The following is a 26,874-nucleotide window of genomic DNA, read 5'->3' as shown; positions in this document are numbered from 1 at the left end:
ATAAAGATTCTATACTATGTGGTATATCATTTTGTTGCAGGCAATAAATCCTTCTTTGCATAATCCGGTAATAATTTTTTCGACACGTTCCGGATCTTTCTGCGTATGCATAATTATCTCTTGAAGCGTGGCTGATTTTTGCATGGTCAGCAGTTTAATAATCATTCCGCGAATTTGCCTATCGGAATCATTAAAACGGGATTGTATTGCATAATGAGCGCTTTTTCTATTGGGGTTAGGATATTGTTTTTTCAGATACACGCCGAAATCCATCAGTGCATAATACCATTCACGCGGGTTATCCCAATCGACCGTTGCAGCAATAAGCGGCATAAGTTGCGCATCAGAAATATCTATTTCATTTTTATAAAAACTGTGAATAAACACCGTGCGAATATTTGTTTCAATAAATATGGTGGGTGTGTTAAACGCAAATGCGCAAATAGAGGCCGCCGTTGCTTTACCAATGCCAGGGAGTGTGACGAGTATTTCTGGATCATTGGGTAAAATACCTGCGTATTGTTGCGCAATGATTTGTGCGCTTCTTTGCAAATACAGTGCGCGACGATTATATCCAAGCCCTTGCCATACTGTTAACAGATCTCGCGTAGATACTGTAGCAAGCGCTGCAAAGGTAGGAAGTTCTGCCATAAATTGTTCAAATTTAGTTTCAACCCGCTGTGTTTGTGTTTGTTGTAGCATTACCTCAGAAATAAAAATTGCATAGGGATTGTCGATATTGCGCCATGCAAACTGACGTCCATTATTTTTATAAAAATGCCATATTTGATCTTGAAAGTTGTTTATGATTTCGTTATTTAGCTGCATGGTTTCATTTGTATCTTGTTAGTCAACTGCTTCGTTCTATATTGTGATCCTCTCTCAGGAAATGATGCCGTTGATGCTCTAGGTGCATTCATTAGTGGCGAGTGCATTGTCTGTATAGCATAGTGCTCCTCTAGGCAGATATCTATTTGCGCTTTACATGCTGCATGCAATGTGCGTTTACTGAGTTTAGAATAGCGTTTAGGATAGAGTTTATTTAGTTTAGGATAGGATAAAAGTCTTTTGAAAAACGCGTCATATTGTTGTAATAGGCTCCCTTTTTGTATTGAATCGTTATATGCATCTAGAAGAGGGCGATACATTATATCTATAGCATTATTCTGCGTTGTGAGCCATTCTCCCATTTGCTCTACTGTATTAACTTCATGGTCATTTAGACTAGGCAAGAATGGCAAGAGTGCTGAAAAATTATTGTTCCTTTGTTGTATGCTTTTAATTTCTTGATGCAACACATCTATAGTGGTCCCAGTAACGTATGGGTTCGCTTGTAAATGTGCTATAACTGCTTGAGCATCATATCGGGTAATTGCTCGTTGCAGTAGATGTTGCATCGGATCGTATTGCGCTGCACCATTGATTTTCATCATTATAGAAGATATACAGAGGAATGAGATTATTAATGTTTTGTTCATGTGGATTTCCGATAGCATAAATCTAACCAAAAGGATTGTGAATTACAGTATTATTACTCTACTGTTGCTTTATATGCACGTGTAAGCAGGGGAAGCATGGTACTGATAGCACGATTACAGTATTCGGCCGTTTGTGTCATTGCCTGTAGCTCATTCAATTGCTGTCGATCTAATCGAGGACCGGATGCTGTTAAGAAAGTGTTGATACTCGCTGTGGCTTGCTGCACTTGTGCGATTTTTTTATGCAAGGTCTGCATCGTGGCTGTAGTAACGCGTGGATTTGCTTGTAAACATGCTACCACCGCTGGAGCATCGCATCGGCCAATTGCCTGTTGCAGCGGTTGTTGCGTCGGATCGTATGGCGCTGCACCATTGATTTTCATCATTATAGAAGATATACAGAAGAATGAGATTATTAATGTTTTGTTCATGTGGATTCCTGATTGATAAGTTCATGATATATTACAAAGATAAATCGTACGTATAGTATAAATCTAAAGAAAAGGATTGTGAATGAATTACGGTAAAATCGCTATTATTGGGGCGGGTGCAGTGGGATCTACAGCAGCATATGCAATCATCATGAAAAATATTGTCACTGAATTATTACTTGTTGATGTTAATGAGCGTCGCTGTCATGGAGAAATTTTGGATTTATCAGACGCACTTTCATTTTCTGTAACATCAAATGTGCGTGCAGCGACTATTCAAGAGGCGGGATCTGCAGATATTATTATTATCGCTGCGGGCATTGCACAAAAACCAGGACAGTCGCGGGTAGAATTGTTACATGCAAATCGTGCAGTTATTAATTCGATTATGAGTAGCATGGGTAAGCTTAATCCAAACGCAGTCATTGTTGTTATTTCTAATCCAGTAGATTTAATGACATTTCTTATACAGGATATTTCTGGATTGCCTCGTAATCAAGTTATCGGTTCTGGAACATTTTTAGATTCACAACGTTTACGAAATTTGCTTGCAAAAAAAGCGAATGTTGCGGAGCAGTCGGTGCATGCATACATTTTAGGGGAGCATGGTGACTCGCAGTTTTTTGCGCAATCGATATCACACATTGCAGGTATTCCAATTGCGCAATTTCCAGGCATAACAGCGCAGGATCTTGATGAGTTTCCGCGCACTGCTCGTGATCGTGCTTATGAAATTATTCAATGTAAAGGTGCAACGTATTATGGAATTGCGACCTGTGTGGCAGCATTATGCGAAACAATTATTTTTGATCATAAACGGGTATTGCCGGTATCCCATTATCAGGAAGAATTTGGCGTTTGTTTGAGTATGCCTGCGGTAATAGGAGCTAAAGGAGTTGAACGTATTATTCCAACTCCTTTAGATTTTAAAGAACGAGCTTTATTGCAAGAATCTGCTGAGCAGTTGCGAGTGCTGTGTAAATAATATGAGTTACCTCCAAATAAAGAAACCATCTGTTGCGCCTTTTCGGCGCATTTATTTCTGGATTGCTACGCTTCGCTCACAATGACGGTTGGAGAATGTCAGTAGTGCTAATAATATTTATCTCTACTTCATAGTTTTACTTTTCAAAGATGTCATCTACCTTCACTGCCACCTGATTCAGAACATAAAGCATTGCTCACCGTCATTATGAATGGAGCGTAAGCGAAATGTAGCCCTACTACGCAACCTTCGGTTGGCTACGAAGGGCCATGCCAGGAGCCATATGAAGCTAAACTGCATATCAAAGCTTCGTGAGGCGAAATATGGTAATCCAGAAATTGTGCGCCCAGTATGGGCGTGACCTTGTTACACACGTCCTATTTTGAACACGGATAGCAAATCAGTTTTTAAAATGTTGCGTACGGCTTTTTGTACATCAGCGATGCTGATCTTTTCTAGTCTAGCAGCGCGTGTATCAAAATAATCAGCAGGGAAGTTATATTTATCTAAGAATAAAAATGCGGATGCGATTTTACTGTTAGATTCAAAATATTGTACTGAAGCAGTGATTAATGCTTGTTTTGCTTCTTCAAACTCTTGTGGAGTAATCTGGTCAGCAACGTGTTTTAATGTTTCAATAATTGCCTGTTCAGCTTCTTGTAGTCGATCAAGAGAGACTAATGTTTGCACTAAAACCATGCCGGGTTCTTTGTCAGTGGCAGCAGTGAGAGAACCATTGATAGAGTAAAACAGGCCGCTTTGCTCACGTAATTTAAAGAGTCGTGAACTCATCGAACCTAAAGCTCCACCGCCAAGAATCTGATCAAAGATTATCAATTTATCGTAATCAGGATGGGTACGGTTGATTGATAAGCCAGCAAAGCATAAAAGAACTTGATCGCGATTGATTGGATAATTGATCTGCTTGCTTTCAGGAGTTTGTAGTACCGGACACTGAATAGTTTCAACGGCTTTGCCTGTCCACGATTTTAGTTTCTCTTGAATGAGCTTTTGGACATCATATCCAGCAAGATCACCAACGATAGCGATACGTGTTTGATCAGGAACAATGAAACTGCGGTAGCAATTGATTAAATCTTGCTGTGAAATTGTTTCTATGATTTCCGCTTTACCGGTCAGATTTTTACTGTATGGATGTCCTTGATAAACATGTTCTCGAATGAGTTGGCCTGCAAATGATGAGGGGTTGTCCCAGAAGTTTTTGATTTCTGATTGGATTTGATCTCTAATTTTTTCTATTTCTGTTTCGTTGAATGTTGCGTTAGTAAGAATTTCAAGCAACAACTCGAGTCCTCGTTCTAGTTCGCTGTTTAACATGCTCAGTGAAATGGATCCTGGAGATACACTAAGGCTCATGCCGCGCGTTTCTAGTTCTTGTGCCAATGCAGTTGCGCTGAAGTTCTTTGTGCCTTCAGACATCATTTGAGCTACAAAGTTATACAGCCCCTGTTGTTCTACTGGGTCATAATGGCCCTGTGCTTTAAATTTAAGGGAGATGTTTATTTTTGGAGTTTTTGGATTGTGATATGTAAAGATGGTGATGCCATTATCGGTTGTGTATGTATTAGCCTTAGGGTACGAAAATTGTTTTGTTTTGTTTGAATGTACAGATAATGCATACGAAGGATCTTCCAACGGAGATGTGCGTTCGCGAGCGAATAAAATTTCTTTATCTTGTGCGTCAGATGCTTGTTGTAGTTCAACCCAGTATGATTTTTCTTCCTCTGGAATTGGCAGTACCATGCCTTTATGCGTTACCGATGGCCTAAAATATTGTTTTAAGATAGAGTGCATCTCTTTTTTGATTGTTTCCGGCGCATCGTTCATATAATTGAAAATATAATTTTCGTTGCCGGTTGCTAAAAAGAATTTACCGATATCAAAAGCCTGGTCGTCGGTACTTTCTAATGTTGAATAAAGCCGCATTTTTGTTTGGTTGATTGCTCGTTTTAATTCCTGATCGGTCACACCATTTTTAGTTAAGTCATCAAGTTCATCTTGAATAATATCGATAATTTCTTGTGTAGCATCGATATTTTTTGGCTCAAAAAGAATAAAGAAAACACTGTGATCAAATAAAATATCCCAATGATATGCAGAAAGAGACGTTACTAATTTTTGCTCATCAACCAATATTTTATACAGACGTGATCCTTTGCCAAGTCCTATAACCCAGGAGAGTAATTCAATAATATGGGAAGATGGATTTGTGAGTCCAGGGACTGTGTATCCGAGTAGCACTGTCGGTTGTGCTACGTCTCGGTAGATGGTTACTGATTTAGATGAAATATCTTTGTTTAAGTAAAATTCAGGTCGGGTGTAGCTGGTGTCAGTGGGAATATGGCCAAAATATTGTTCTGCTAGTTGTGCTACTTCATCTGCTTTTACATCGCCAACAACGACTAATGTTGCATTGTTAGGAGCATAATGTTTTTGGTAAAACTGTTTTAAATCTTGTCCATTAACGTTCCACAAATCTTGTTTGAATCCAATAATTGGATAATGGTATGGGTGATCAGGGAACATTGCAGTAATCATTGATTCAGCAAGGCTTGATAGGTAATTATCTTTACGCATTTTTAGTTCTTGAATGACCGCTTTCATTTCAGAGTTAAGATGATCATCCTTAAATGCGCAGTTGGTCATGCAATCTGCAATGATTGGTAAAATTTGTTGCCAGTTTTGTGTTGGAAGATCAAATTTATAACCCGTAAAATCTTGTGTAGTGAATGCGTTACAGCTGCCAGATAGTGTGCGCACGATCAAATTGATATCTGATTCTGCCAAATTGAGAGATGATTCTCCTGCAGTTCCTTTAAAAATCATATGTTCAATTAAGTGTGCAATTCCTTTCTCTCCAGTTTGTTCATCTTTTGAACCAACGTTATACCATATTTGTATCGAAACGATTGGTATTTGATGTGATTCCAGTACTAAAACGGTCATACCGTTATCAAGTGCATATTTTTTAACTGACTGTGAAATTGTTTCCATGGTGACCTCTATGGTATTTTTATGATCTATTTTTTTGTGTCGCCGTGCGAATAACGAGTGAGAGATGGATAAAAGCATGGCGAGCGTTACGATAAGTTTCTTCATATTACTTCCTCTGTAGACAAAAAGTTAAGAGAATACTGTTTACCATACAAATATATATTATACTTTTCCAATTTTAATTTTAATAAGTTTATCTGTTGATAAGATACTACGCACTGCGTCTATTACTTCAGATAGAGAAATGGTAGACAGGTGTTCTGGTTGTTTATCAAAATAGTCTGCCCCTAATTTGTATCGTCTGAGTAGGAGGAAAGATAATGCTAGACTTTGAGTGGAACTGGCGTAATCAATCAGCCCATTGATGAGAGCGTTTTTTGCGCGTATTAAATCATTATCAGTAAAGCTGTCTATTGCATGATCCAGAGTGCTTTCAATAAGTTGTTCCGCTTGTGATAGCACGGGAATTGATACATTTGTTTTAATAAAAATCATACCCGGCTGTTCATCTGCATCTTGAATCAGGGAGCCACCTATTGTATAAAACAGTCCTGATTGTTCGCGGAGAGAAAATAGTTTTGACCCCATGGATCCTTGTACTCCTCCGGTCAAAACATGATCGAATAGAGCCAGTGCGTCATATCGCTGATCGGTGCGAGAGACAGAAGCCCCTGCAAATCCCAATACAATTTGATCCCGGTTGAGCGGATAGAGATATTCATTTTTTTGTAATTGTTGTATTGCTGGAAATGATAGCGGGGTAATCATGGGGCCATGCCAGGTGCCCAGAGATTCTTCTAACAATGATGGAATGTCGTATTCTTTAATATCACCAACAATGCATAGTGCTGCGCCTTGTGGGCTAATATAGCGGGTGTAAAAATCAATCAGATCGTCTCGAGTAATTGACTGTACGCTTTTGATGGTTCCAAGCTCATTTTTTGCATAGGGATGATTTTTATAAATATGCTCATGAGTATACTGCCAAATATATTCTGATGGATCATCCCAGTACTGCTTAATTTCCGTTAAAATTTGAGTGCGTACTTTTTCTACGTTCTCAGCTAAGAATGTGGATGCAGTGAGAATTTCATTGAGTAGTTTTAATATTGTTTTTAAAGAGCTTGGTACTGTTTGTATGGTGATACGCCCAGCTTCTATGTGCATGTCAGCACCAGCATGTTCAAATGCATACGCAAGTTGCTCTTGGTTGTAGTTACGAGTGCCTTCTATTAACATGCGGGAGAGGAAATTATAAAGACCCTGTTTTGTGCTCGGATCAAAAAAATAATCTGCTGCGAGGTCAAGTACGATGGAGATTATTGGGGTGTCTGATTTTTCATACCAAAGTACATCAAGTCCGTTTGCAAGTTGCGTTTGATGGCAGCGAGGAAAGGTAAACGGGATTGCCGGTTGAGCAGTGATTGTGTGGCTGTAATTTGGTTCTTCTAGCATTGACGTGCGTAACCGCTTAGCATGCATTTTGCTGTCAAATGTATCTGTTTTATGTTGTTCTTTTTCCCACTGTTTTAAATCTCCTTTTGCAAAAGGCATCAGCAGTCCACTATTTGCAAAAATTGGTCTACAATGAGTTTTTACGATGATTTCTATTTCTTTTTTAATGCGCGCAAGATCAGTTTCTGCGATACTCGTAAAAATGAATTGTTCATCTCCGGTTGCTAAATAAGAGAGACCGATTTTCTCTGCTAGTATCGTTATTTCTTGCATGGACAAAGTATGTTCTTTGTGTAGTTGCCGTACTGCTCGTTCTACTTCATTATCGGTAAGGCCGATCTGGTAAATGAGCTGTAGCTCTGCAATGATAGTTTTTTCTATTTTGGGGATTAACGTGTTGTCGATTGGTTCATATGAAATAAAGAGTACAGATCTATCAAAGGTGTCATAAATATATGTGTCCAGATCTGCAGCCCATTGATGTTCATCCACTATTTTTTTATACAGACGTGAGCATTTTCCCTTGCCAATGACCCATAGCAAAAGATCAAGATAGTAACTTTTTTTCTCACGCAGGCCAGGAATGGTAAAACAGATAATACCTGATGATTGATCAATATCTCGATACAGGGTTATAGATTGCTGTACGGTATCTTTTGCAGGCAAATAGCGGTGCGTGATTTCAATTGTTTTAGAAGCTAAAGGACCAAAATGTTTTTCTGCTTGTTCAATGACTTCATCGGGCTGTACATCTCCTACCACAACCAACGTGGCATTATTTGGTACATAATGGGTTTTATAAAAACGAGCAATATTGGCACAGGTCATCTGCCAGAGGTCAGAGCTGTATCCAATGATCGGATGATGATAGGGGTGTCCGGCAAACAGCATGCCGATGATTTCTTCTTCTAAAGTGGTGATGTAATCATCTTTATACAGCTTGAGTTCTTGGAGAACCGCAAACAGTTCAGAATTTAAAAGATCGGGTTCAAAGCGTGCGTTATTGAATATATCTGCAAGTAAATCAAAACCAGTGGTCCAATGTTGACGAGGAAAATCAAAGAGGTAGACGGTGTAATCATGAGATGTCATCGCATTGCAGTACCCAGAAAGCTTATCTACCAAATGGGTAATATCAGTTTCTGAAAGGCGTTGTGTGCCCTTAAAAAGAAGATGTTCAAGTAGGTGTGCGATTCCTCGCTGTCCCGTTTTTTCATCAGCAGAGCCGGCAGCAATCCATAGTTGCGTGGATACTTTTGGAATGGTGTTGATTGGCAAGATTAAAAGAGTAAGGCCATTATCGAGTGTATGTTTTATGACAGGTGTATTCATATTTTTTACCATATTGGAATTCGATTATTATATGGTAACTAATGTACCGTGAGATTCAAATATGTAAAAAATTATATGCCTCGATAATCAGCACAAATATATGCTTAGTTATCGAGGCATAGGAATTTTATTGACGATGAATTGATTTATTCGTCTAAAGCTTTTTTAGTGGCATTCCCTGGGACCGTGTTTTTGGGGCTTTTTTGTCGCAGAGCATATGCTAAAGTATCAGCAAGAACACCCGTCCCTATACATAATGTGCTGCCCGTAATGCATGTAAAAGCTATAATAGCTGTGCCAGAGGGATCGTAGTTTAAGTAGTGCCGACCGCAGAGGTAAGTAGATCCAGCTGCCGATAGCATAAAAGCCGCTTTAGTATACGGCATAGGTACATCTTCTGACGATGTTTCTTTTCGGGCAACCGCTCTAGGCTGGGGATACAATTGGTTTCTAAGGTATTGCTGAGCTTCTGAAATGGAGAGCTCTCCTTTACGAACTTTGTTGAGAGCATTGATGATAGTAGCGCTATGGCTAAGATCAGATAGGGTGATCTTTGGTGTGTTCGAATTCACACCAAGGGCTGGAACTGCAGCTGGGGCAACTGGCAGGATCGGAACAGGCATTGGTAGGATGGGGGGCATCGGTACATAATCATCAGGTGGTCTTAGGCAATAGGCGGAGGCTGTCACTGATAACAATAGTACTGTAACTATAGTTTTTTGCATTGAGTTTCCATATGTATTGGATAAGGAATATTATTTAACTAGTATTCTACGGCGTTTTTTTAACTTTGTCATGCCTTGAATCAAAAAAATCAGCGCTGGACTCCATAAATATATTACCTATTTTATAGTGTGGATTGCCGTATTACGCTTATGTTTTGTTCGCGATGACGGTGGGCTATATCTTGCACTGCGTTACAAGACGGCACAACATGTAATGCTCTTGTTAAAATTTGTAAACCTTCATGCGCAATAATCAAGGTACTCAGGAAAGTCATTGTTCTTGAGTGCTTTAAAGACTTTTATTATCACATAAGGAGTAACATCCAAATTAATGCTTGAATCTTTTGGTTTTATTGCAGAATCAGGGTCATTAAAATCGATAGTATAAATCGCTTCTTGTGCAAAATCTGATATTTCATCTTTAAATGATATAATTGTAGCATGTGAAAGTTTGATATAGTCATTTAGTAACACATCATAAGTTTTTCTATAGTCCATACAAACACTCTTTTTTAGGTATGCGTGCGATAATAGTATCTTCTGTGTCACAAATTTCTGCAACATATCCAATATCAGGATTAAATATAAATTTTTCAAAAGACACTGAAGCTATTACATCAAAGTGACGTGCAATTGTTTCAAGATTTGTTTTTATTATCGGAATGCCAATTGTGCTCCATTCAATATATGCTGTTGTATTGGTAAGAGGCCCTCTTAAATCGAATAATTTACTTACTTTGGACCGAATGCTTTTTGGTGAAGCTCCTATAACATCATTATCTTTAAAAAATTCCCAATCGATGCGTCCCCATCGCGTTATTGGTATATTATTTTTAAACCAGACATCAAGTTGTTTTTCTTCTTCAGGCGGTAACAATGTGACATTGAGGGTATCAATGCACTTTTTAAATAAAGAGTTATGATCCAAAATTTTAGGATCAATGTATGTTTCTGCTTGGAAAAATTTATGAGATATAGGAGGTATTCCGGCGGTAACTTCCATTGAACTTTTTATTTCAATAACATAATTAGCGGTAGGATTAAATATAAATTTTTCAAAAGGAACAGCAGCATCAAAGTAATCTTCATATTTTATAATGTTATCAAGAGTAGTTTTTATAACAGGAGCATATGTACTCCAAGAGACATAAACATTCCTATCAAACTCATGACCAAATAATAAAAGCAAATTAGGAATGAGTGTACTATAATCAAAAGAAGGTTCAGTTTTTTTATAAAACCGTGACCAATTAACCCTACCCCAGCTAGTTTTTGGACACATTTGTTCAAAAAGGTTATCTAGATGTTGTCCATATTCAATTGACATAATTGAAGCATTGGATATTTCTACGAAATCTCGAAAAAACTCACTATAATTTATTCTAGGATCCATTAGTAAATGCCTTGTTAAATAGTTGTTCTATATTTTTTGAGAGCTAATGCTTGTAGATGCATTATATCTTCACTATGATTCTTTTGTGCGCTTTGTTTAAAGATAGTAAGGGCAGCTTCAAGAGATGCTTTTGTATTAAAACTTTTACATAAATTTAACACATCTTGTTCACCTCCTTCAAATTGAATTACAATTGATTGACCATTCGCTCCTCTACCAAGTCTCCAATCCGTAATATTAATATGTGCACCTTTATCTGGATCCCAATCCACACGCACAGTAACCTTATCATCATGGAAAGATCGACCAGTAATTTGTCCTTTTAAATTTTTTGTAATGTTTTTAGAATTACCACCTACTTTACCAACATGTGGTTTTGATTTACTCCAATCAATATCTTTCAGTATTTCAAGCACTTCATTACGAGCTTGTTCATATGTTTGAACTGGAGTGCATTTCTTTTCCTGTTTTCCTTTAGCAGCCTTTTTACGAGCATTCGCCAATACTCTTTGCGGCTTTCCCCCACTCTTACCAACATCATGAGATGCATTAAAAAGAACTCCTTCTGGTGTCGCTAAAAAACCTTCAGGAGGGGCAAGAGGATTTTTTTTCATCCAAGCAAGTACACTGGTTTTTGCCTTGGCAAATAAGCCACCGAGCCCTTTTGTCAGTTGACCATGCGCTCGCCATTGCGTCATGAGTTGTGAAGTTGTTTTTACTTTATCGCGTGAAGAAATTTCTGATGAAATAAATGCATTTATAAGGTTGTCAATGGGTTCAATAAAGGTGTCCCATTTTTCTTTTCCTTTTACAGGATCGTAAAAATCGGTGTATGCAATATCAAGAACGTTACAAGCTAGTTTACAGAGTTGATATCCTAGTACATATTTGCCAGCTACTAAGTATAAGCTGGTCTGTACGGGATGCATGACGCTATCAACTATTGCTCCAGTAATTCCCTGTTCTATGCCTTCAACAATGGCATTGCTATAGTCCAATAATGAATAACAAAAATCGATGATATGAAATGCTTTTTTTGTATGACCAACATGATTGTATTCACGTGCAGCATCAATGGTTTGTACGAGCGCTTCCTCATTTTTTTTCATGAATGAGTCTTGATGAGCTTCTACAGCTTTGTCTAAAAGATAGAGGCAATCTTGATGGGCGGCTTGTTGAAGTTGGTTGCCATAACAGCTAACATAGTGACCCTCAAGAGTCCACGGCTTTATATGTGTTCTAACCAGCTTGCGTGCCTCTTTTGAAACTTGATAAGCGCGTGTGGCATATATAGCCCCATTTTGTTGCACATCTTCGTATGCTTTTTGTCGCCGTTCAAAATGGTTGCTAATGCCATATTCGTAAGCATCGCAAAATTCTTGAAGTTCTTGATCATACACAATGCCATCATCATAATCAGGGAGTTGCTCAACAAAATTCATCTGCATTTTTTCATGCCGTTGTGTTTGCATTACCTTTGCTTGCGCTAGTCCTATTTTTGTTGCTTGAGAGCCTATTTTGTCTCTTGCATCTTGAGATAGTTTTTCACGCAAATCTGGGTTCTGTTTTAACTTGTTATCCAGATTTAGGATCCAATCGTTGTAATCAAAGTTACTTTTTAAAAAATCCCAAAAACCTGCATGATCATATAAGCCCCATTGTTGCATAATTTTATAGCGGTGCTCATTGTGAATGTACGCTTTATGGGACCCCATTGTGTATACATATTGGTATTCAACGGGTGCCTTTAGTTGTAAGTTTTTTGGGCACCAGTCGCCAAATAATTTGAATGCAGCATCCCAATATTTGTGTTGATCCCATGATGCGCATCCTTTGTGGTAATACATCACGTTAGTAAGTTCAGGATCTTTAAAACTCGCCGAGAGCCTGGACAATCGATCTCTGACTGGTTGATGATAAGGAATATTTGGTGGTAGTGATCCTATGCATAGTGAAAAACTGGACTGACTATTGTTGTCTGAATATGATGATGGATATGCAGGAGTATGTTCATTAGTATGTGGTGGATAATCACAATTTTGGGGAAATTCAAAAGAATGAACTTCATACTCAATCTCAATATTTATTTCATATTCAATTGCATGAATGATCTCTTGCTGATGTGCTGTATATTCAGGGGGAATGTTACCTTCACAACAAAGTTTATAATTTTCCCAATCTGATCGATCGGTGGCTTTTAAGTGTGCAAAAGATGTTATGCCTGCTAAAAACCAAAAAATAATGAGTATCTTTTTATGTATCATGATCCGCTTTATTGCTACCGTTATATCTATTTTTTTGCAGTAAAGCATGAAGGAAATTGGAAATGCAATCTGTTGGCATTAGAATGAAAAAGTGTATTGATTGCGTTGAGATTTTTTAACTTTAAGTGAGATGAAAAATCAATATAGGTGATGCAATAAATTCCGACCTTTTCCCTTGAGACTGCTTTGTTGATATACTGCTGCTCTGATTGGGAAGTTCATGTTTTATACATAAAGGAGATAGTGACGATATGAAGATGATATATGTAGTGGGGGCATTTGGGGTTATGATGATAGGCGGTGTTTTATTATATGGTGAAATTTCTGATCGGGGTGATATGAACAATGTAATTCAGTCGCGTGCAGATATTGCAGCGCTTTTTCCTAAAACAGTAATAGAACTTAATCAATTAGTAGAGCATGCAAAAAAAAGTGCAGCAAAGGATATTGATGCAATTATTGCGGTTCCTGATACAGAGCGTACTTTTGCAAATACCGCATTAGCATTTGATCGTGCTTCGGCGTTTTCTGATTTAATGATTACCACCAATGTTATACATACGTTAACATTGGTGTGTCCAGATGATGCATTGCGTCAAGCGGCGGAAAAGGCGGACATTGATCTTAAAGAATTTATCGTGGTGTATATATCTGATAATGCGCAGCTGTATAATGTGTTAAAAACGTATGATATAAATAAAAATGTTTCATTATTGAATGCTGGTGAGCGCTATTTTTTACAAGAAACGTTAGCAGATTATAAGCGGGCAGGACTTGATCTTGATGGGCCTGATCGTGCAAAAGTTATTCAGCTTAAAAAAGAGTTAGCGCAATTAACGCAGCAGTTTGCGGTGAACATTGCAACGGATGCAAGTACTATTGCCGCAACGCAAGAACAGCTTGCAGGACTGGATGCAGATTTTATAGCGGCATTAAGACGTAATGATGCAGGGTTATACGTGGTTGGTGTTGACGGTCCAACCTATACAAAAGTAATGGAAAACTGCACGGTGACTGATACAAGAAAACGGTTATATGAGCAGTATAATAATCGTGCATATCCTGCGAATGAACAATTGCTTAAAATAATTATTGCAAAACGTGATGAGCTTGCACGAGTAATTGGATTTGTAAGTTATGCGCACTTACTGCTTGATAATTCTATGGTCAAAAATCCGGAAGCGGCGCAACAATTTTTAAATCAATTAATCGTGCGTGCAACTAAAAAAGCGCTACAAGAATCAGCAGCTCTTGTGAGTAATGTACCATCATCGGTAGCATTAACGGCTGATGGTAAAATTAATCCATGGGATTATGGTTTTGTGAGTAACCAGTATAAAAAAAATAACTTAGCTGTGGATGAACAGGAGATCGCAAACTATTTTCCGATGGAAAAAACGGTTGCAGGACTTTTGGATGTCTATCGACAATTTTTGGGCTTAGAGTTTGTTACTGCTCCTATTTCTGGGTTGTGGAGTTCTGAGGTGCAACTCATTGAAGTATATGAAGCAGCGGATAGAAAGCAGTTGCTGGGATATTTGTTGCTCGATCTGTTCCCCCGTCCGAATAAATTCTCTCATGCTTGTGAAATGGGGATTGTACCAAGTGTGATTGGTGGTGGACCAGGACTTGCGCTTGTTGTAGCTAATTTTACCCGTGCAACAGCAAGTAAACCAGCATTACTTGACCGAAATTCTGTGGCAACATTCTTTCATGAGTTTGGTCATGCGTTGCATGAATTGCTTGGTAGGACGATGTTTGCACGTCAGGTTGGTACAAGTGTTAAGATGGATTTTGTAGAGATGCCGTCACAAATGCTGGAAGAATGGTTATGGGATGCGGGAATTTTACGTAAAATATCCTCTCATTATCAAACAGGTAAACCACTTTCTGATGAACTCATCTCTAAAATTCAAAATTTAAAGCATTTTGATACGGGCGTGCATGCGTTACGGCAAGCATTTTATGCGCAGTTATCTCTTGATTATTACAAAGCGGGTGCCAATAAGGATGTAAAAGGAATATTCCGTACGCTGTATGCATCAATGCTTCCTATGTTTGTATATGTTGATAACAACAATATGTTTTCATCGTTTGGTCATTTAACTGATTATGGTCCACAGTATTATGGTTATATGTGGTCAAAAGTGTATGCGCTTGATTTATTTGAACAGATTAAAAAACAAGGTTTATTAAATTCAGTGATTGGAAAAAAATATATTCGCGAGATCTTACAACCAGGTGGCAGCAAAGATCCGAACGAGTTGTTGTATAACTTTTTGGGTCGCCAACCAAGTCAAGATGCATTTTTTAAAGATTTAGGTATTTAATAAAGGAGTTGCCAATTATGAAGCACATAACACTATTAGGCTTTTGCGTAGCGGCAGTTGCGCAGATGACAGTGTTGCAAGGGGCAACCGATATGATGCACCGCGTGAAATCGCGTGAAGATATTGCAGCGCTGTTTCCCCAAACGGCGCAAGAATTTAACGAGCGCATAATGGATGTACAACAGCAGGCGCAACAAGCGCTGGATGTAATTATTCAAATCCCAGACGAGCAGCGCACTTTTGAAAATACCGTAGCGGCGTTTGATTACATTATTGGCGCATCTGATTTTGCAATACATCTTTGGATAGCAAAAGTTTTAATGTTAGTTGCTGCTGATGATGAATTACGTGAGGCTGCAAAAGCAGCTGCGCGTGCATTAGAGGAATTTAAAGTCGTGCAGATTAGTGATAACGTGGATTTGTGTCGCGCATTGCAAACCTACGATGCAAGTAACAATCGGGGAGAAACAACAGCGGAGCAAGATTATTACTTAAAAGAATGTTTAGCTGATTTTAAACGAGCAGGACATGATCTATCAGCAGAAGAACGTGCGCAAATTGTCCAACTCAAAAAAGAGCTGGTGGAGCTATGTCAGCGGTTTTCTTCTGCAATAGCGAGTGATGCAAGCAGGATTTACGTAACGCAAGAGCAGCTTGCAGGGCTGAGCGATGATTTTATAGCGAATGTAAAGCGGGATGATGTGGGGCGGTGTATTATTGGTGTTGATTATCCAACATACGGTAATGTGATGCAGAATTGTACAATTGCTGACACAAGAAAACAGCTGTATACAGCTTTTAATAATCGTGCCTATCCAGAAAATGAGCAGACATTACAGCAGATGATTGCCAAACGAGATCAATTGGCAAAATTGCTTGGATTTGCAAGTTATGCACATCTTATTCTTGATAATGCAATGATTAAAACCCCTGAACGAGCGCAGCAATTTTTAGATGAACTGATGATTCGTGCAACTAAAAAAGCGGAACAGGAATTTGCAGCACGGGTATCAGATTTACCTGAATCTGTAACGCTTACTACAGATGGCAAGATGCAGCCGTGGGATAGTGGATTTGTACTAAATCAGTATAAAAAAACACACTTGGCTGTTGATGAGCAGGAGATAGCGGACTATTTTCCGATGGAACAGACCATTGAAGGGTTGTTGGATGTCTATCGACAGTTTTTGGGACTCGAGTTTGTTTCTGCGTCAATTTCTGGACTGTGGCATGAAGAGGTGCGTTTGGTTGAGATGTATGAATCGCCAGAGCGTAAAAAGTTATTAGGATATTTATTGTTAGATTTGTTTCCGCGTCCAAATAAATATTCTCATGCTTGTATGGAAACTCTCATACCTGCGGTTATCAGCAAATCTGGGCAAGATACGCCAGCAATTGCGGTGGTGGTTGCCAATTTTACCCGGCCAACTGCAGATAAGCCATCTTTGCTGAGTCGGTGGTTTGTCAGTACGTTTTTCCATGAATTTGGTCATGCAATTCACGATCTATTAGGCAGAACAGAACTAGCGGTGTGCGCAGGTACGCATGTTAAGTTAGATTTTGTGGAGATGCCATCAAAAATGCTAGAAGAATGGCTATGGGATGCAGAAATCTTACGTAAAGTTTCTTGTCATTATAAAACAGGTGAACCATTGCCATATGAGTCGATTGAAAAAATTCAGCAGCTGAAGAATTTTAATTCAGGTTTTTTCGTGTTATTCCAGACGCTTGGCTCACAACTTTCCCTTGATTATTTTGCCGCAGGTGCTGATAAAGATGTGCAAGAGATATCTCATACGCTTAATGGACGGATCCTTCCTATGTTCATGGATGTGGAACAAGATCACCATTATGCATCGTTCAGTCATTTAACAGAATATGGACCGCAATATTATGGATATCTTTTGGCGGGTGTATTTGCGTATGATCTGTTTGAACAAATCAAGAAAGGTGGGTTGCTCAATAGCAAAATTGGCAAAAAATACATTAAAGAAATTTTGCAACCGGGTGGGAGTAAAGATCCGAATGAGTTACTTTTCAACTTTTTAGGAAGAGAGCCAAATTCGGATGCGTTTTTCAGAAATTTAGGAATTTAAAAACAGAAGGAAGGAAGAGATATGAAACAAACAACTATGTTAGGAGTATGCGCAGCAGCAGTTGCGCAGATGGCGGTATTACAGGGTACAACTGATATGATGCATTCGGTTAAATCGCGCGAAGACATTGCAATATTATTTCCCAAAACAGTGGCTGAGCTTAATGAGCGGGTAGAGCGGGTGCAAAGGGAAGCATGCGCAGCTCTTCAGGATATTATTAATATTCCAGACAGTGAGCGTACCTTTGAAAATACGGTAGCGGCATTTGATTATATTATCGGCGCATCTGATTTGGCGCTTACTTTCACGACTAGTTATGGATTAACATTAGTAGCTTCTGATGATGCATTGCGCGAAGCAGCGCAAAAAGCTGTTCGTGCGATGAAAGAATTTAGAGTGGTGCAGGTTAGTGATAATGTGCCGCTCTATTTAGCATTAAAATCATATGATGCGATGCAAAAAGAAACAGCATTAACGCCAGAACAGAACTATTATTTGCAAGAAACGTTGGATGATTTCAAACGTGCGGGGCATGATTTACCGGCAGATGAACGTGCGCAAATAGTCCAGCTTAAAAAAGAACTTGTAGAGTTATCACAGCAGTTTTCTGCTGCTATAGCGGGTGATAGTAGCACTATTGTGGCCACACGTGAGCAGCTGGTTGGGCTCGACGATGATTTTATTGCAACGCTTAAGCGTGATGAAGATGGTTTTTATATTCTTGGTGTTGATTATCCAACCTATATGAAAGTGATGGATAATTGTGCAGTTGCTCAAACAAGAGAGCGCTTGTATATTACATTTAATAATCGAGCTTATCCAGCCAATGAACAAACGCTTAAGCAAATGATCGCAAAGCGGGATGCGTTTGCGCAGTTACTTGGATTTCCAAGTTATGCCCATCTTACGCTCGATGATGCGATGATTAAAACTCCTGAACGGGCGCAGCAATTTTTGGATGAGCTCATTATTCGTTCCACTAAAAAGGCGAAGCAGGAATTTGCGCAGCTATTATCAGTGTTACCAGAATCGGTAACGTTAACGGCCGATGGGAAGTTGTATCATTGGGATAGTAGTTTTGTGAATAATCAGTATAAAAAAGAATACCTAGCTGTGGATGAACAGGAGATAGCAAATTATTTTCCGATGGAGCAAACAATTGAAAGTTTGCTTGATGTCTATCGACAGTTTTTGGGAATAGAGTTTGTGGTAGCTCCTATTTCTGGATTGTGGCATGAGGAAGTGCAACTCATTGAAATGTACGAATCACCCGCGCGCACAAAGTTATTGGGATATTTGTTGTTAGATTTATTCCCGCGTCCTAATAAATATTCGCACGCATGTAAGATGGGAATAGTTCCTGCGATTACAAATAAATCTGGTGAAGATGCTCCAGCGGTTGCATTGGTAGTTGCGAATTTTACACGACCAACCGTTGATAAACCGTCATTATTGGATCGTCATTTTGTGAAAACGTTTTTTCATGAATTTGGACATGCAATTCACTATATATTGGGTCGAACAGAACTTGCTGGATCTTCAGGAACGCATGTTAAAACTGATTTTGTAGAAATGCCATCACAAATGTTGGAGTTATGGTTGTGGGATACGGATATTTTACGTAAAGTCTCTTGCCATTATAAAACAGGTGAATCCCTTCCGGATGCATTGATCGAAAAAATCCAGCAACTTAAGAATTTTGGTTCAGGACTTTCTGTTTTAACTCAGGCATTTTTATCACAACTTTCACTCAATTATTTTACAGCAGGTGCAGATAAGGATGTGCAAGCTATTTATCGTACTTTGTACGAATCAATGCTTATGACCAAATATGTGGAACAGAATCATATGTATGCCTCATTCGGGCATCTTAATGGGTATGGCCCGCAATATTATGGATATCTATTTGCTAATGTATTTGCATATGATCTGTTTGGAGAGATTAAAAAATACGGATTACTTAACAGCGAAATTGGTAAAAAATATATTCGTGAAATTTTGCAACCTGGCGGCAGTAAGGATCCTAATGAGTTGCTTTTCAACTTTTTAGGGAGAGAGCCAAGTCAGGATGCGTTCTTTAGAGATTTGGGGTTGTAAGAGCTTATTGCTGATGATGAACGGTTAGTAGAAAATAATTCAATGTTTGAAAACGAGATTATTATTTTGCTACCATGCTTCAATGAATAATATATTTATCTTGTCAAAAAGGAGCGAAAGATGACAAAAAAGTTGCTGGTGTTTGGATTGTTTTTTGTAGCGCGATGGAGTAATGCGGATTACAAAACAATAGTACTTAATACTATACCAGTGCAAATGTATGTGAGGGCAGAATGTCGGGGTGATTATTACAGAAGGTATCTACCAGCGGCAGTGTATACCACTGCATCAGAAAAAGGAACAAGTGTAGTAACGCCTGGTGTAAATAGTTTTGAGACGTGGCGTTCTCACCATGGGTTTTCTGATGTCCATGCTGTGGGAGCAAAGGTAGGGGATGTGTGGGGTAAAAATCCGGAAACGGGTGAGCCGCTTGTCTTCACGGCAAAAATGCTTAATAAAAAGGGAGAATATTGGGGAACAGAAAAAATTTTCTATTCTCTTCCTGTGGCAGAGTATTTTCAATTATTGGCTGTTCCTATAAAAAATCCTGCCGATAATAATAACTGGTGGCTGCAATTTGATATCGAAAGAGAGGAGGTAGAGCTGAAGAAGGGTGCTCGCTATGAGAGCATAGTTGAACCGAGGTTCAAAGTGGGTAAATATGATGCTCCGATAGATATGGTGGTTCGTAATATGATGCCAGTTGAGGTCAAATCAAAATGGGAGACGAGCCATGGTCCCGTCGAAAAATCTGTACCTGCTGCGATATATAGTATGACAGTGGGAGAAAACGGAGAGGTGTTTTCTTTGACTCCCGGAGTAGCTGGGTTTGATAGGCAGCATCGCCTTTCTACAGGTTTTTCTTCTGTGCGCGCCGTAGGGGTAAAAGTGGGAGAAGCGTGGGGAAAGAATCCTGAAACGGGAGAATCGCTTGGGTTTACTCAAACAATGTTGAATGATAAAGGAGAATATTGGGGTATTTCACCAACTTTCTATACTCTTCCAGTAGGAAAATACTTTGAATTATCCGTCGTGCCGGTAAAAAACCCTGCGGATAATAATAATTGGTGGCCTAGCTTTCGCATTATAAGAAAGAGTATGAAATTGGTACCCACCGCCAAATATGAGAAGATCGGTGGAGTGGAGTATGGAAAAGTTACTCAATATTCTTATTAAAAGGATAATTTTAGACAGGTAAACCACTTACAGTTTGCTTGTCAGCGGAACGAGTAATTCCCGGTAATAACTGCGCAGTGGATGCAGAAGGTTTTGATATATTCAATATATGAGCAACGGTGTTTGCCAGTTGCGTTGTCGAAACTTTCTCATTCACTGCTTGTTTTTCGTACACACCTTTTTGGTAAATAATCAGCGGTACATGGGTATTTGCTTCATACGGCGTGCAATGTGAAGCGCCTGTTTTGAATTCAGTTAATATGTTATAAGGATCGGTTTGGATGATAATCTGCCCGCTACGGCCTGGGTAAAACTGATTTTTAAAATAACTTTCTAGTTGATTTTCATGAAAGCATGCTTGTTCAAGTTCTGTATAATACCAGACTTGTTTAACTCCGGGTTGTTTCATGAGATGTTCTTTGACTGTTTTTATAACGTTAGTCTGTTCTGATGCTTCAAGCTCATTAAATTGTTGCATGTTAAAATAGAGGTAAGGAGGGACTACTTTTGAGGATATCTGTTTGCCAATGTATTTGCGTATGATCTGTTTGGAGAGATTAAAAAATACGGATTACTTAACAGCGAAATTGGTAGAAAATATATCCGAGAAATTTTGCAACCTGGCGGCAGTAAGGATCCTAATGAGTTGCTTTTCAACTTTTTAGGAAGAGAGCCAAGTCAGGATGCGTTCTTTAGAGATTTGGGATTGTAAGAGCTGATTATTTATCGTGACGGGTTGTTAATACAAAAGGAGGCACATATGCTTGTGCCTCCTTTTTAAGTAATAATAATTGGTTGATGCAATTAACTTGTGTTGTATTAACTAATCGATGTCTCATTTTTTGTCTCAATAATAAATTGATCATTTTCATGTTTGATAACCACTTCTTGCGGTCTTAATTTGCATACTTTTTCGTTCCAATCATCAAGGAGCTGAAGGAATTGCGGAATACCAATGAGTAATTCAGTTGGTACATCTTCGTCTGAATACATCTCACACACACAGACCTTTTCATTCTCTTTATCCACCACCGTGATATTTCCAGAGACAGAAGGATATGTATCATTAGAGGCCCAATTTTTGTATAATTCAATATCATATCCAACATCAGTCGATAGAAAAATCCCTAAATTATGCATCTCCATATTTGATACATCAACATAACTGTAATACTTTCCGTTATACACCAATTTAACAAAGTTCATGTACACCTCTAAAATCTTGGGTAAGCTACTGTTATCGTGTCGGCTCGTATATATATTTCTATTGCTATTCCATCATTTGTGAAAGAATTTATTCTATATTTTCCGCCCTTTTCAAGGAACGGTTGTTGTCCACTTTGCATAAAATTTTCATATGCTTCAACAATTCGATTGATCACCTCTTCTTGTGTCCAATGTGATGGGAAAAAATTTTTCCGAGCTAGCATCGTATCATTTACAAGAAAATCCCCTTTATAGCATTCTCCTTTGCCCATAACTTTATTGAGATACTGAATTTTATGCATGTTGCTCCTTTGCAATTTTGTATGTGTTTAATCAATAATAATGTTTAATATTGATAATGATAGTGCTTTTTTATAGCAAGGATGTGATTTAATGAATGTCTGATCAAGATCAGAATTAGTCGTTTGTTTCAATAATAAATTGATCATTTTCATGTTTGATAACCACTTCTTGCGGTCTTAATTTGCATACATTCTCACTCCAATTGTCAAGTAATTGAAGGAATTGTGGAACGCTCAATTTAAGTTTTGTGGGAACATCTTCTTCAGAATAAAGATCGATTAAATATATACAGCCATCTTCTTTTTCCACAAAAGTTATATTGCTGTAAAGAGATCCGCTTCGATCATCAGGTACCCAATTTTTGTGCGATGAAGAGGAGCTGCATCCTACATCACTCGATAAAAAACAACCCAATATATCCATTTCTAAATTACTTCCTCCTCTATAGCCGTAATGTCGTCCATCATATATTAATTTTACAAAGTTCATGTATATGCCTTTATAGTTTTGGGTAAGCAGTAGTTACCAGACCATTTTTGGTTATCCACATTTGTATTTCTATTCCTGCGTCGCAAAGTCCTTCCACTAGAAATTTACCATCAGACCGTAATTCAGGAAACTTTCCACTTTTCACACAATTTTTCATACAACGTTCATATGCTTCATAAATTGCCTTAGCTACATCCTCTCGAGACCAATGAGCTGGAAAAAATGTTTTGCCTTGTGCTGCCAGAGCGCCTTCTATAAATAAATCTGCTTTATAGCATCCCGTTTTATCCACAACTTTATTAACAAACTTAACAAGACCGCTTGCTTCGACAGCATTAATAAGATCGAGGTGAAAGCCGCTAATGCTTGCAGTTCCCTTACGACTAAACGATAAGTCCATGCCCAAGATATGCTTATAATCGACTTTAATAAATTTTTTTGCACCATCTGCAAATAGATTGACCTTGTTATCAAAATAGGAAGAGAGCCAAGTCAGGATGCGTTCTTTAGAGATTTGGGATTGTAAGAGCTGATTATTTATCGTGGTGAGTTATTAGTAGAAAAAGTAAGCGCATGTTTTTGTGTCTACTTTTTTTAGCAATGACTGTTCGGTATCATTATTTGGCGTTACCCAATAGAGGTCTCGTTTTTTGTCTCAATAATAAATTGACCATCTTCATGCTTGATGATCACTTCTTCCGGTTTTGATTTGCATACCTTTTGCTCCCAATCATCAAGAAGCTGCACAAATTGTGCGATGCTCATTTTAACCGTGGACGCTCTCTCATACGGGCCACTTAAATACACATTTCCATTTTTCTGGTGCAGGGTGGTTGCTTTTTCAGCAACATGTACATCTGGATTATTAAAAACCCAATCTTTGTAGAATAAGATGTTCTCTTTTACATCATGTGCTAAAAAACAACCTACGATATCTGTATCTAAACCATTGCCACCGTAATAATTGTACCGTTGATCATCATATCTGAATCTAACAAATGTCATCATAGGTGATTCATGGTGAGTCTCAATAATAAATTGATTGTTTTCTTGCTTAATAATTACTACTTGTGGTCTGAGTTTGCATACTTTTTGATTCCAATCATCAAGAAGTTGAACAAATTGTTCTATACACATTTTAAGTTTTGTAGGAACGTCTTCTTCCGAATGAAGATCGCTTAAATATATATAACCATCTTGTTTTTCTAGAAAGGTTCTATTGCTGAAACGGTATCCAAGATGATCATCCGGTATCCAGTCTTTATGCGATAAAGAAAAGCTGCATCCCACATCACTCGATAAAAAACAGCCTAGGATAGACATCTCTATACCGCTACTATCGCTATAGCGGTAACGCTGAAGGTAATATTCTAATTTACCAAATTTCATATAAGCTCCTGCAATATTGGGTAAGCTGTAGTTATCAGCCCATTTTTGGTTATAAACATTTCTATTTTTACTTTTGCTTCGCAAAGCCCTTCTGCTATATACTTACCGCCTTTATCCCATCTGTATAAGGCACCATTTTGTATAAAATTTGCATATGCTTCATAGATTGCACTAACTATTTGTTCCTGGGACCAATCGGCTGGAAAGAAACTTTTACCGTATGCAGCAACGGTCCCGTCCACAACCAAATCAGCTTTATAGAATCCTGTCTCATGCATAACTTTATTAGCAAACTTAGCAAGGCCACTTTTCTCCAAGCTATTCATAAAATCCTGATGAAAACCACCAATTTTTGTAGTCCCCTTGCGATTCCACGATAACTCCATACCAAAAATATGTTCATAATCAACTTTAATAAATTTTTTCGCACACTCAGCGAACCCCTGTACTTTATTATCAAATAATGTCTTTAGCCTCAACATTTGGGAATCAAGATTTTTTATCAAGTCACCATGATACATTTTAAGCGCATCTTGTACGATCTCTTTACCCGGGCCACCCATTGCGGTCGCAGTTTGAGCTCCATGCATTAAAAGTGCTTCCGCTTTTGCTGCAACTGCCGCCAATTCTGTTGCCGCACCTTCTTGGCGCATCGCGCGTAATAGTGTTGTTAAAAAAGGGCTCATGCTTTTCTGGATTCGATTGAGCATTCGCAACACCTTTCCTGGTGCAAACTCAGTAATAATCGTAGCAACGCATTTTACCTTATCACGCGTGGGAGTTGCGTTTATTTTGGCGCGGCAAGCTTTTACAAGAACCGTTGTCTGACCTATTAATGTATTCACTTTGCGCATGAGAGAATCAATGGGAGCTTCTTCATTAAAGAATGCAAACTCCACTGCGCTTTTGGTAGCGGATGCACATAAAGAGATCACTTTTTCAAATCCATTAACAACAGTAACTATGGTGTCAAGCGGATGTACTGCAGCATGTACCGCTCCTTGCGCAACGTATACTGCACCTTGTGCAAGATGTACACCACCTACTCCTAGATTCCAAAACCCATTACCAACACCTTCTGCCACCGCAGATGCAATATCAATCGCCTGCCAAACCATATCTGCCCAGTGAGTTGCTAGAGCGGCTTGTTGCTTCTCATTGGCATCAATACCAAACGCTACTCCGCAACCAATCACATCAAAAAATGGTGCTCCATACGCTGCATTGCCAAATGAATTGTGCAATTGTTCTGCTACATGCAATTGTTCTAAAAATTCGGTATGTAATTGGCTTGTATATGCATTCATGAAACCAGTTGTTAATCCGGCAGTTGAAATACCGTATTGCTCTGCAAAGTCACATGCGGCTTGACTGCAATCAAAATCTCTCTGTATGCACGCACCATGTTCTTGTTGCGTTTGCTCAATGGCGGCAATTCGTGCTTGATAGCGTTCAACATCATCACATTCAGCATCAAATAATGCAGTTCTCACCTGGGTAAGTTCTTCTTGATATGTCATCGCAAGTGAGTGTGATGTTTCTTCACCGTTTGACTGTTCTTGGTGATCAGATTCTTGTGCATAGTGATAGATGGCTTTGGCAAGAGCAGAACGTGCAGGAACTGTATTCATTGAAGGCGCAATAGAATCGATATATCGCTGAGATGCTCCTTGAACGATGTCTACGATGTCATCAGGAGGTGCAGCACGTAACTCACAACGAAAGTCAGCTTCTGACGTCATTGCAAATGCCGTATCTGAATAACTATTTGCTGTATCATGCACAGGCGCTTCATCTAATGAAAAGTCTGATACGTATGATTCGGTTGTTTTGTCAGATGCATCTTCGCATGTATTAGCTTTTTCAGTCGGCTTTTCACTTTCCGTCGCCATATGTGCACTGTTTGTTACAGCAGCAGACGTTTTTTCATAACGCGCTGATGCTACCGGGGTATTATTTTTATTAATTTCTTCTGCGTATAGTTCAACTGTTTTCTGTCCTTCTGCTGAATGATACGTTACATACGTTTTTCTCGTGTAAAGATCATAGATAAGGCCAACGGTACTGCCGATGAGAAGGCCACCAGCAATCTTTACCGGGTTTAAGGTCTTTGCCCCGGCGGCTCCTCCAGCAGCACCCCATTTCCAGGTAAAACGCAAAAATGCTTGGAGTGGCAGCGCCGCATTATGGGTCACAATTTCGAGCCTGCCGACTAAAAAAGTATGCGCTGCATTAACTTGCAACGTGCAAACGGGAAGCTTTTCTTGAACCAATATAATGTCTGAAAGTGTGGCGGTTCGATTACCAGAGCAGAGTAGTTGGTCTCCTATACGAAGTTGATGCGCAGGTACCCATCTTTGATCAGGCATGCGATAAAAACGTTGTTTAGGAGTACAAAGAATCGGTGCGGGATCTTGCGCAAATAAAAGACGGCAATAAGAATCTGTCTCGCTAAATCCGACTCCTTCTATGTGCTTATTCACCCATCTCTTTTTAACTTCTTCATATGCGCGAACGCTTCTGCGTCCTTTCGCAACGATCAAGCGAGCAAGTTGCAAAAGAGGCAGCCGTTCTTTTGCATTTTTCATGGTGATGAGTGTCTCGAGACCAAAACCATGTGGTTTGATTATTTGCGTAAAATTAAATAGAGCGAGTGAAAATAACGTCAGTAGGAGACTAACATGTCGTTGGTGATACATCATTACCTCTT

Annotated in this window: 21 protein-coding genes; 5 read left to right on the top strand and 16 right to left on the bottom strand. The window is 38.8% G+C overall.

Annotated elements, in window-relative coordinates; all coding sequences use genetic code 11:
- Positions 1–9: 9 nt before the first annotated feature.
- Genes VGT41_01210 through VGT41_01200 form a run of 3 tightly spaced genes read right to left on the bottom strand, consistent with a single transcriptional unit; the run spans position 10 to position 1,909 of the window.
- A complete protein-coding gene (locus tag VGT41_01210; protein HEV2600892.1) occupies positions 10–828 on the bottom strand; it encodes a hypothetical protein in 819 nt (272 codons plus the stop codon).
- Positions 819–1,478 carry a hypothetical protein gene (locus VGT41_01205; GenBank protein HEV2600891.1) on the bottom strand — a complete coding sequence of 220 codons (660 nt, stop codon included), beginning with the start codon at positions 1,476–1,478 and terminating at the stop codon, positions 819–821. Before VGT41_01205 ends, VGT41_01210 begins: the two co-directional genes overlap by 10 nt.
- Before the next feature lie 53 nt (positions 1,479–1,531).
- A complete protein-coding gene (locus tag VGT41_01200) occupies positions 1,532–1,909 on the bottom strand; it encodes a hypothetical protein (GenBank protein ID HEV2600890.1) in 378 nt (125 codons plus the stop codon).
- Between the two features lie 82 nt (positions 1,910–1,991).
- Between VGT41_01200 and VGT41_01195 the strand changes: the two genes are divergently transcribed.
- Complete coding sequence (locus VGT41_01195) at positions 1,992–2,894, top strand: L-lactate dehydrogenase (protein HEV2600889.1); 903 nt, start codon at positions 1,992–1,994, stop codon at positions 2,892–2,894.
- A 366-nt stretch (positions 2,895–3,260) separates the two neighbouring features.
- On the opposite strand, the gene VGT41_01190 is transcribed toward VGT41_01195, so the two are convergent.
- The 6 genes from VGT41_01190 to VGT41_01165 all read right to left on the bottom strand — a co-directional run bounded on the left by VGT41_01190 (position 3,261) and on the right by VGT41_01165 (position 13,078).
- Positions 3,261–6,014: a pitrilysin family protein gene (locus VGT41_01190; GenBank protein HEV2600888.1), complete on the bottom strand. Its 2,754-nt coding sequence runs from the start codon at positions 6,012–6,014 to the stop codon at positions 3,261–3,263.
- 57 nt (positions 6,015–6,071) lie between these two features.
- Positions 6,072–8,696 (bottom strand): pitrilysin family protein, encoded by a 2,625-nt coding sequence (locus VGT41_01185; GenBank protein HEV2600887.1) that lies wholly within the window; start codon positions 8,694–8,696, stop codon positions 6,072–6,074.
- 146 nt (positions 8,697–8,842) lie between these two features.
- Positions 8,843–9,421, bottom strand: a complete 579-nt coding sequence (locus tag VGT41_01180; GenBank protein HEV2600886.1) for a hypothetical protein — start codon at positions 9,419–9,421, stop codon at positions 8,843–8,845.
- Positions 9,422–9,661: 240 nt separating this feature from the next.
- Positions 9,662–9,919 (bottom strand): hypothetical protein, encoded by a 258-nt coding sequence (locus tag VGT41_01175; GenBank protein HEV2600885.1) that lies wholly within the window; start codon positions 9,917–9,919, stop codon positions 9,662–9,664.
- Positions 9,909–10,814 carry a hypothetical protein gene (locus tag VGT41_01170; protein ID HEV2600884.1) on the bottom strand — a complete coding sequence of 302 codons (906 nt, stop codon included), beginning with the start codon at positions 10,812–10,814 and terminating at the stop codon, positions 9,909–9,911. Before VGT41_01170 ends, VGT41_01175 begins: the two co-directional genes overlap by 11 nt.
- A 14-nt stretch (positions 10,815–10,828) precedes the next feature.
- Positions 10,829–13,078: a hypothetical protein gene (locus tag VGT41_01165; protein ID HEV2600883.1), complete on the bottom strand. Its 2,250-nt coding sequence runs from the start codon at positions 13,076–13,078 to the stop codon at positions 10,829–10,831.
- Positions 13,079–13,329: 251 nt separating this feature from the next.
- Between VGT41_01165 and VGT41_01160 the strand changes: the two genes are divergently transcribed.
- The 4 genes from VGT41_01160 (at position 13,330) to VGT41_01145 (ending at position 20,777) form a co-directional block, all read left to right on the top strand.
- Positions 13,330–15,408, top strand: a complete 2,079-nt coding sequence (locus tag VGT41_01160; GenBank protein HEV2600882.1) for a M3 family metallopeptidase — start codon at positions 13,330–13,332, stop codon at positions 15,406–15,408.
- Positions 15,409–15,425: 17 nt separating this feature from the next.
- Positions 15,426–17,504: a M3 family metallopeptidase gene (locus VGT41_01155; protein ID HEV2600881.1), complete on the top strand. Its 2,079-nt coding sequence runs from the start codon at positions 15,426–15,428 to the stop codon at positions 17,502–17,504.
- 21 nt (positions 17,505–17,525) lie between these two features.
- Positions 17,526–19,601, top strand: a complete 2,076-nt coding sequence (locus tag VGT41_01150) for a M3 family metallopeptidase (protein ID HEV2600880.1) — start codon at positions 17,526–17,528, stop codon at positions 19,599–19,601.
- 120 nt (positions 19,602–19,721) lie between these two features.
- The gene (locus VGT41_01145; GenBank protein ID HEV2600879.1) at positions 19,722–20,777 is read left to right on the top strand and encodes a hypothetical protein; all 1,056 of its coding nucleotides are present in this window, start codon (positions 19,722–19,724) and stop codon (positions 20,775–20,777) included.
- Between the two features lie 10 nt (positions 20,778–20,787).
- Here the strand turns inward: VGT41_01145 and VGT41_01140 are convergent, their stop codons facing one another.
- The 7 genes from VGT41_01140 to VGT41_01110 all read right to left on the bottom strand — a co-directional run bounded on the left by VGT41_01140 (position 20,788) and on the right by VGT41_01110 (position 26,866).
- Entirely contained in the window at positions 20,788–21,186 is a 399-nt protein-coding gene (locus VGT41_01140) for a hypothetical protein (protein ID HEV2600878.1), read from the bottom strand.
- Between the two features lie 410 nt (positions 21,187–21,596).
- Positions 21,597–21,983 carry a hypothetical protein gene (locus VGT41_01135; protein ID HEV2600877.1) on the bottom strand — a complete coding sequence of 129 codons (387 nt, stop codon included), beginning with the start codon at positions 21,981–21,983 and terminating at the stop codon, positions 21,597–21,599.
- Positions 21,984–21,991: 8 nt separating this feature from the next.
- Positions 21,992–22,285 (bottom strand): EndoU domain-containing protein, encoded by a 294-nt coding sequence (locus VGT41_01130; GenBank protein ID HEV2600876.1) that lies wholly within the window; start codon positions 22,283–22,285, stop codon positions 21,992–21,994.
- Between the two features lie 115 nt (positions 22,286–22,400).
- Positions 22,401–22,775, bottom strand: coding sequence for a hypothetical protein (locus VGT41_01125; GenBank protein ID HEV2600875.1), 375 nt, complete (start codon positions 22,773–22,775; stop codon positions 22,401–22,403).
- Between the two features lie 10 nt (positions 22,776–22,785).
- A complete protein-coding gene (locus VGT41_01120; protein ID HEV2600874.1) occupies positions 22,786–23,175 on the bottom strand; it encodes an EndoU domain-containing protein in 390 nt (129 codons plus the stop codon).
- Between the two features lie 227 nt (positions 23,176–23,402).
- Positions 23,403–24,164, bottom strand: a complete 762-nt coding sequence (locus tag VGT41_01115) for a hypothetical protein (GenBank protein ID HEV2600873.1) — start codon at positions 24,162–24,164, stop codon at positions 23,403–23,405.
- The gene (locus VGT41_01110) at positions 24,161–26,866 is read right to left on the bottom strand and encodes an EndoU domain-containing protein (protein ID HEV2600872.1); all 2,706 of its coding nucleotides are present in this window, start codon (positions 26,864–26,866) and stop codon (positions 24,161–24,163) included. The genes VGT41_01115 and VGT41_01110 overlap by 4 nt, the downstream gene beginning before the upstream one ends.
- Positions 26,867–26,874 lie beyond the last annotated feature (8 nt).

It is taken from the genome of Candidatus Babeliales bacterium (assembly GCA_035944115.1).
GTDB lineage: Bacteria > Babelota > Babeliae > Babelales > Vermiphilaceae > DASZBJ01.
Note: the sequence above shows the minus strand (reverse complement) of the source record. Positions and strands in the feature narration are given on the sequence as shown.

Bases quoted from the DNA above. Each gene is read 5' to 3' on its own strand.
- VGT41_01210 (HEV2600892.1), bottom strand. From the start codon at position 828: ATGCAGCTAAATAACGAAATCATAAACAACTTTCAAGATCAAATATGG.
- VGT41_01205 (HEV2600891.1), bottom strand. From the start codon at position 1,478: ATGAACAAAACATTAATAATCTCATTCCTCTGTATATCTTCTATAATG.
- VGT41_01200 (HEV2600890.1), bottom strand. From the start codon at position 1,909: ATGAACAAAACATTAATAATCTCATTCTTCTGTATATCTTCTATAATG.
- VGT41_01195 (HEV2600889.1), top strand. From the start codon at position 1,992: ATGAATTACGGTAAAATCGCTATTATTGGGGCGGGTGCAGTGGGATCT.
- VGT41_01190 (HEV2600888.1), bottom strand. From the start codon at position 6,014: ATGAAGAAACTTATCGTAACGCTCGCCATGCTTTTATCCATCTCTCAC.
- VGT41_01185 (HEV2600887.1), bottom strand. From the start codon at position 8,696: ATGAATACACCTGTCATAAAACATACACTCGATAATGGCCTTACTCTT.
- VGT41_01180 (HEV2600886.1), bottom strand. From the start codon at position 9,421: ATGCAAAAAACTATAGTTACAGTACTATTGTTATCAGTGACAGCCTCC.
- VGT41_01175 (HEV2600885.1), bottom strand. From the start codon at position 9,919: ATGGACTATAGAAAAACTTATGATGTGTTACTAAATGACTATATCAAA.
- VGT41_01170 (HEV2600884.1), bottom strand. From the start codon at position 10,814: ATGGATCCTAGAATAAATTATAGTGAGTTTTTTCGAGATTTCGTAGAA.
- VGT41_01165 (HEV2600883.1), bottom strand. From the start codon at position 13,078: ATGATACATAAAAAGATACTCATTATTTTTTGGTTTTTAGCAGGCATA.
- VGT41_01160 (HEV2600882.1), top strand. From the start codon at position 13,330: ATGAAGATGATATATGTAGTGGGGGCATTTGGGGTTATGATGATAGGC.
- VGT41_01155 (HEV2600881.1), top strand. From the start codon at position 15,426: ATGAAGCACATAACACTATTAGGCTTTTGCGTAGCGGCAGTTGCGCAG.
- VGT41_01150 (HEV2600880.1), top strand. From the start codon at position 17,526: ATGAAACAAACAACTATGTTAGGAGTATGCGCAGCAGCAGTTGCGCAG.
- VGT41_01145 (HEV2600879.1), top strand. From the start codon at position 19,722: ATGACAAAAAAGTTGCTGGTGTTTGGATTGTTTTTTGTAGCGCGATGG.
- VGT41_01140 (HEV2600878.1), bottom strand. From the start codon at position 21,186: ATGAAACAACCCGGAGTTAAACAAGTCTGGTATTATACAGAACTTGAA.
- VGT41_01135 (HEV2600877.1), bottom strand. From the start codon at position 21,983: ATGAACTTTGTTAAATTGGTGTATAACGGAAAGTATTACAGTTATGTT.
- VGT41_01130 (HEV2600876.1), bottom strand. From the start codon at position 22,285: ATGCATAAAATTCAGTATCTCAATAAAGTTATGGGCAAAGGAGAATGC.
- VGT41_01125 (HEV2600875.1), bottom strand. From the start codon at position 22,775: ATGAACTTTGTAAAATTAATATATGATGGACGACATTACGGCTATAGA.
- VGT41_01120 (HEV2600874.1), bottom strand. From the start codon at position 23,175: ATGGACTTATCGTTTAGTCGTAAGGGAACTGCAAGCATTAGCGGCTTT.
- VGT41_01115 (HEV2600873.1), bottom strand. From the start codon at position 24,164: ATGAAATTTGGTAAATTAGAATATTACCTTCAGCGTTACCGCTATAGC.
- VGT41_01110 (HEV2600872.1), bottom strand. From the start codon at position 26,866: ATGATGTATCACCAACGACATGTTAGTCTCCTACTGACGTTATTTTCA.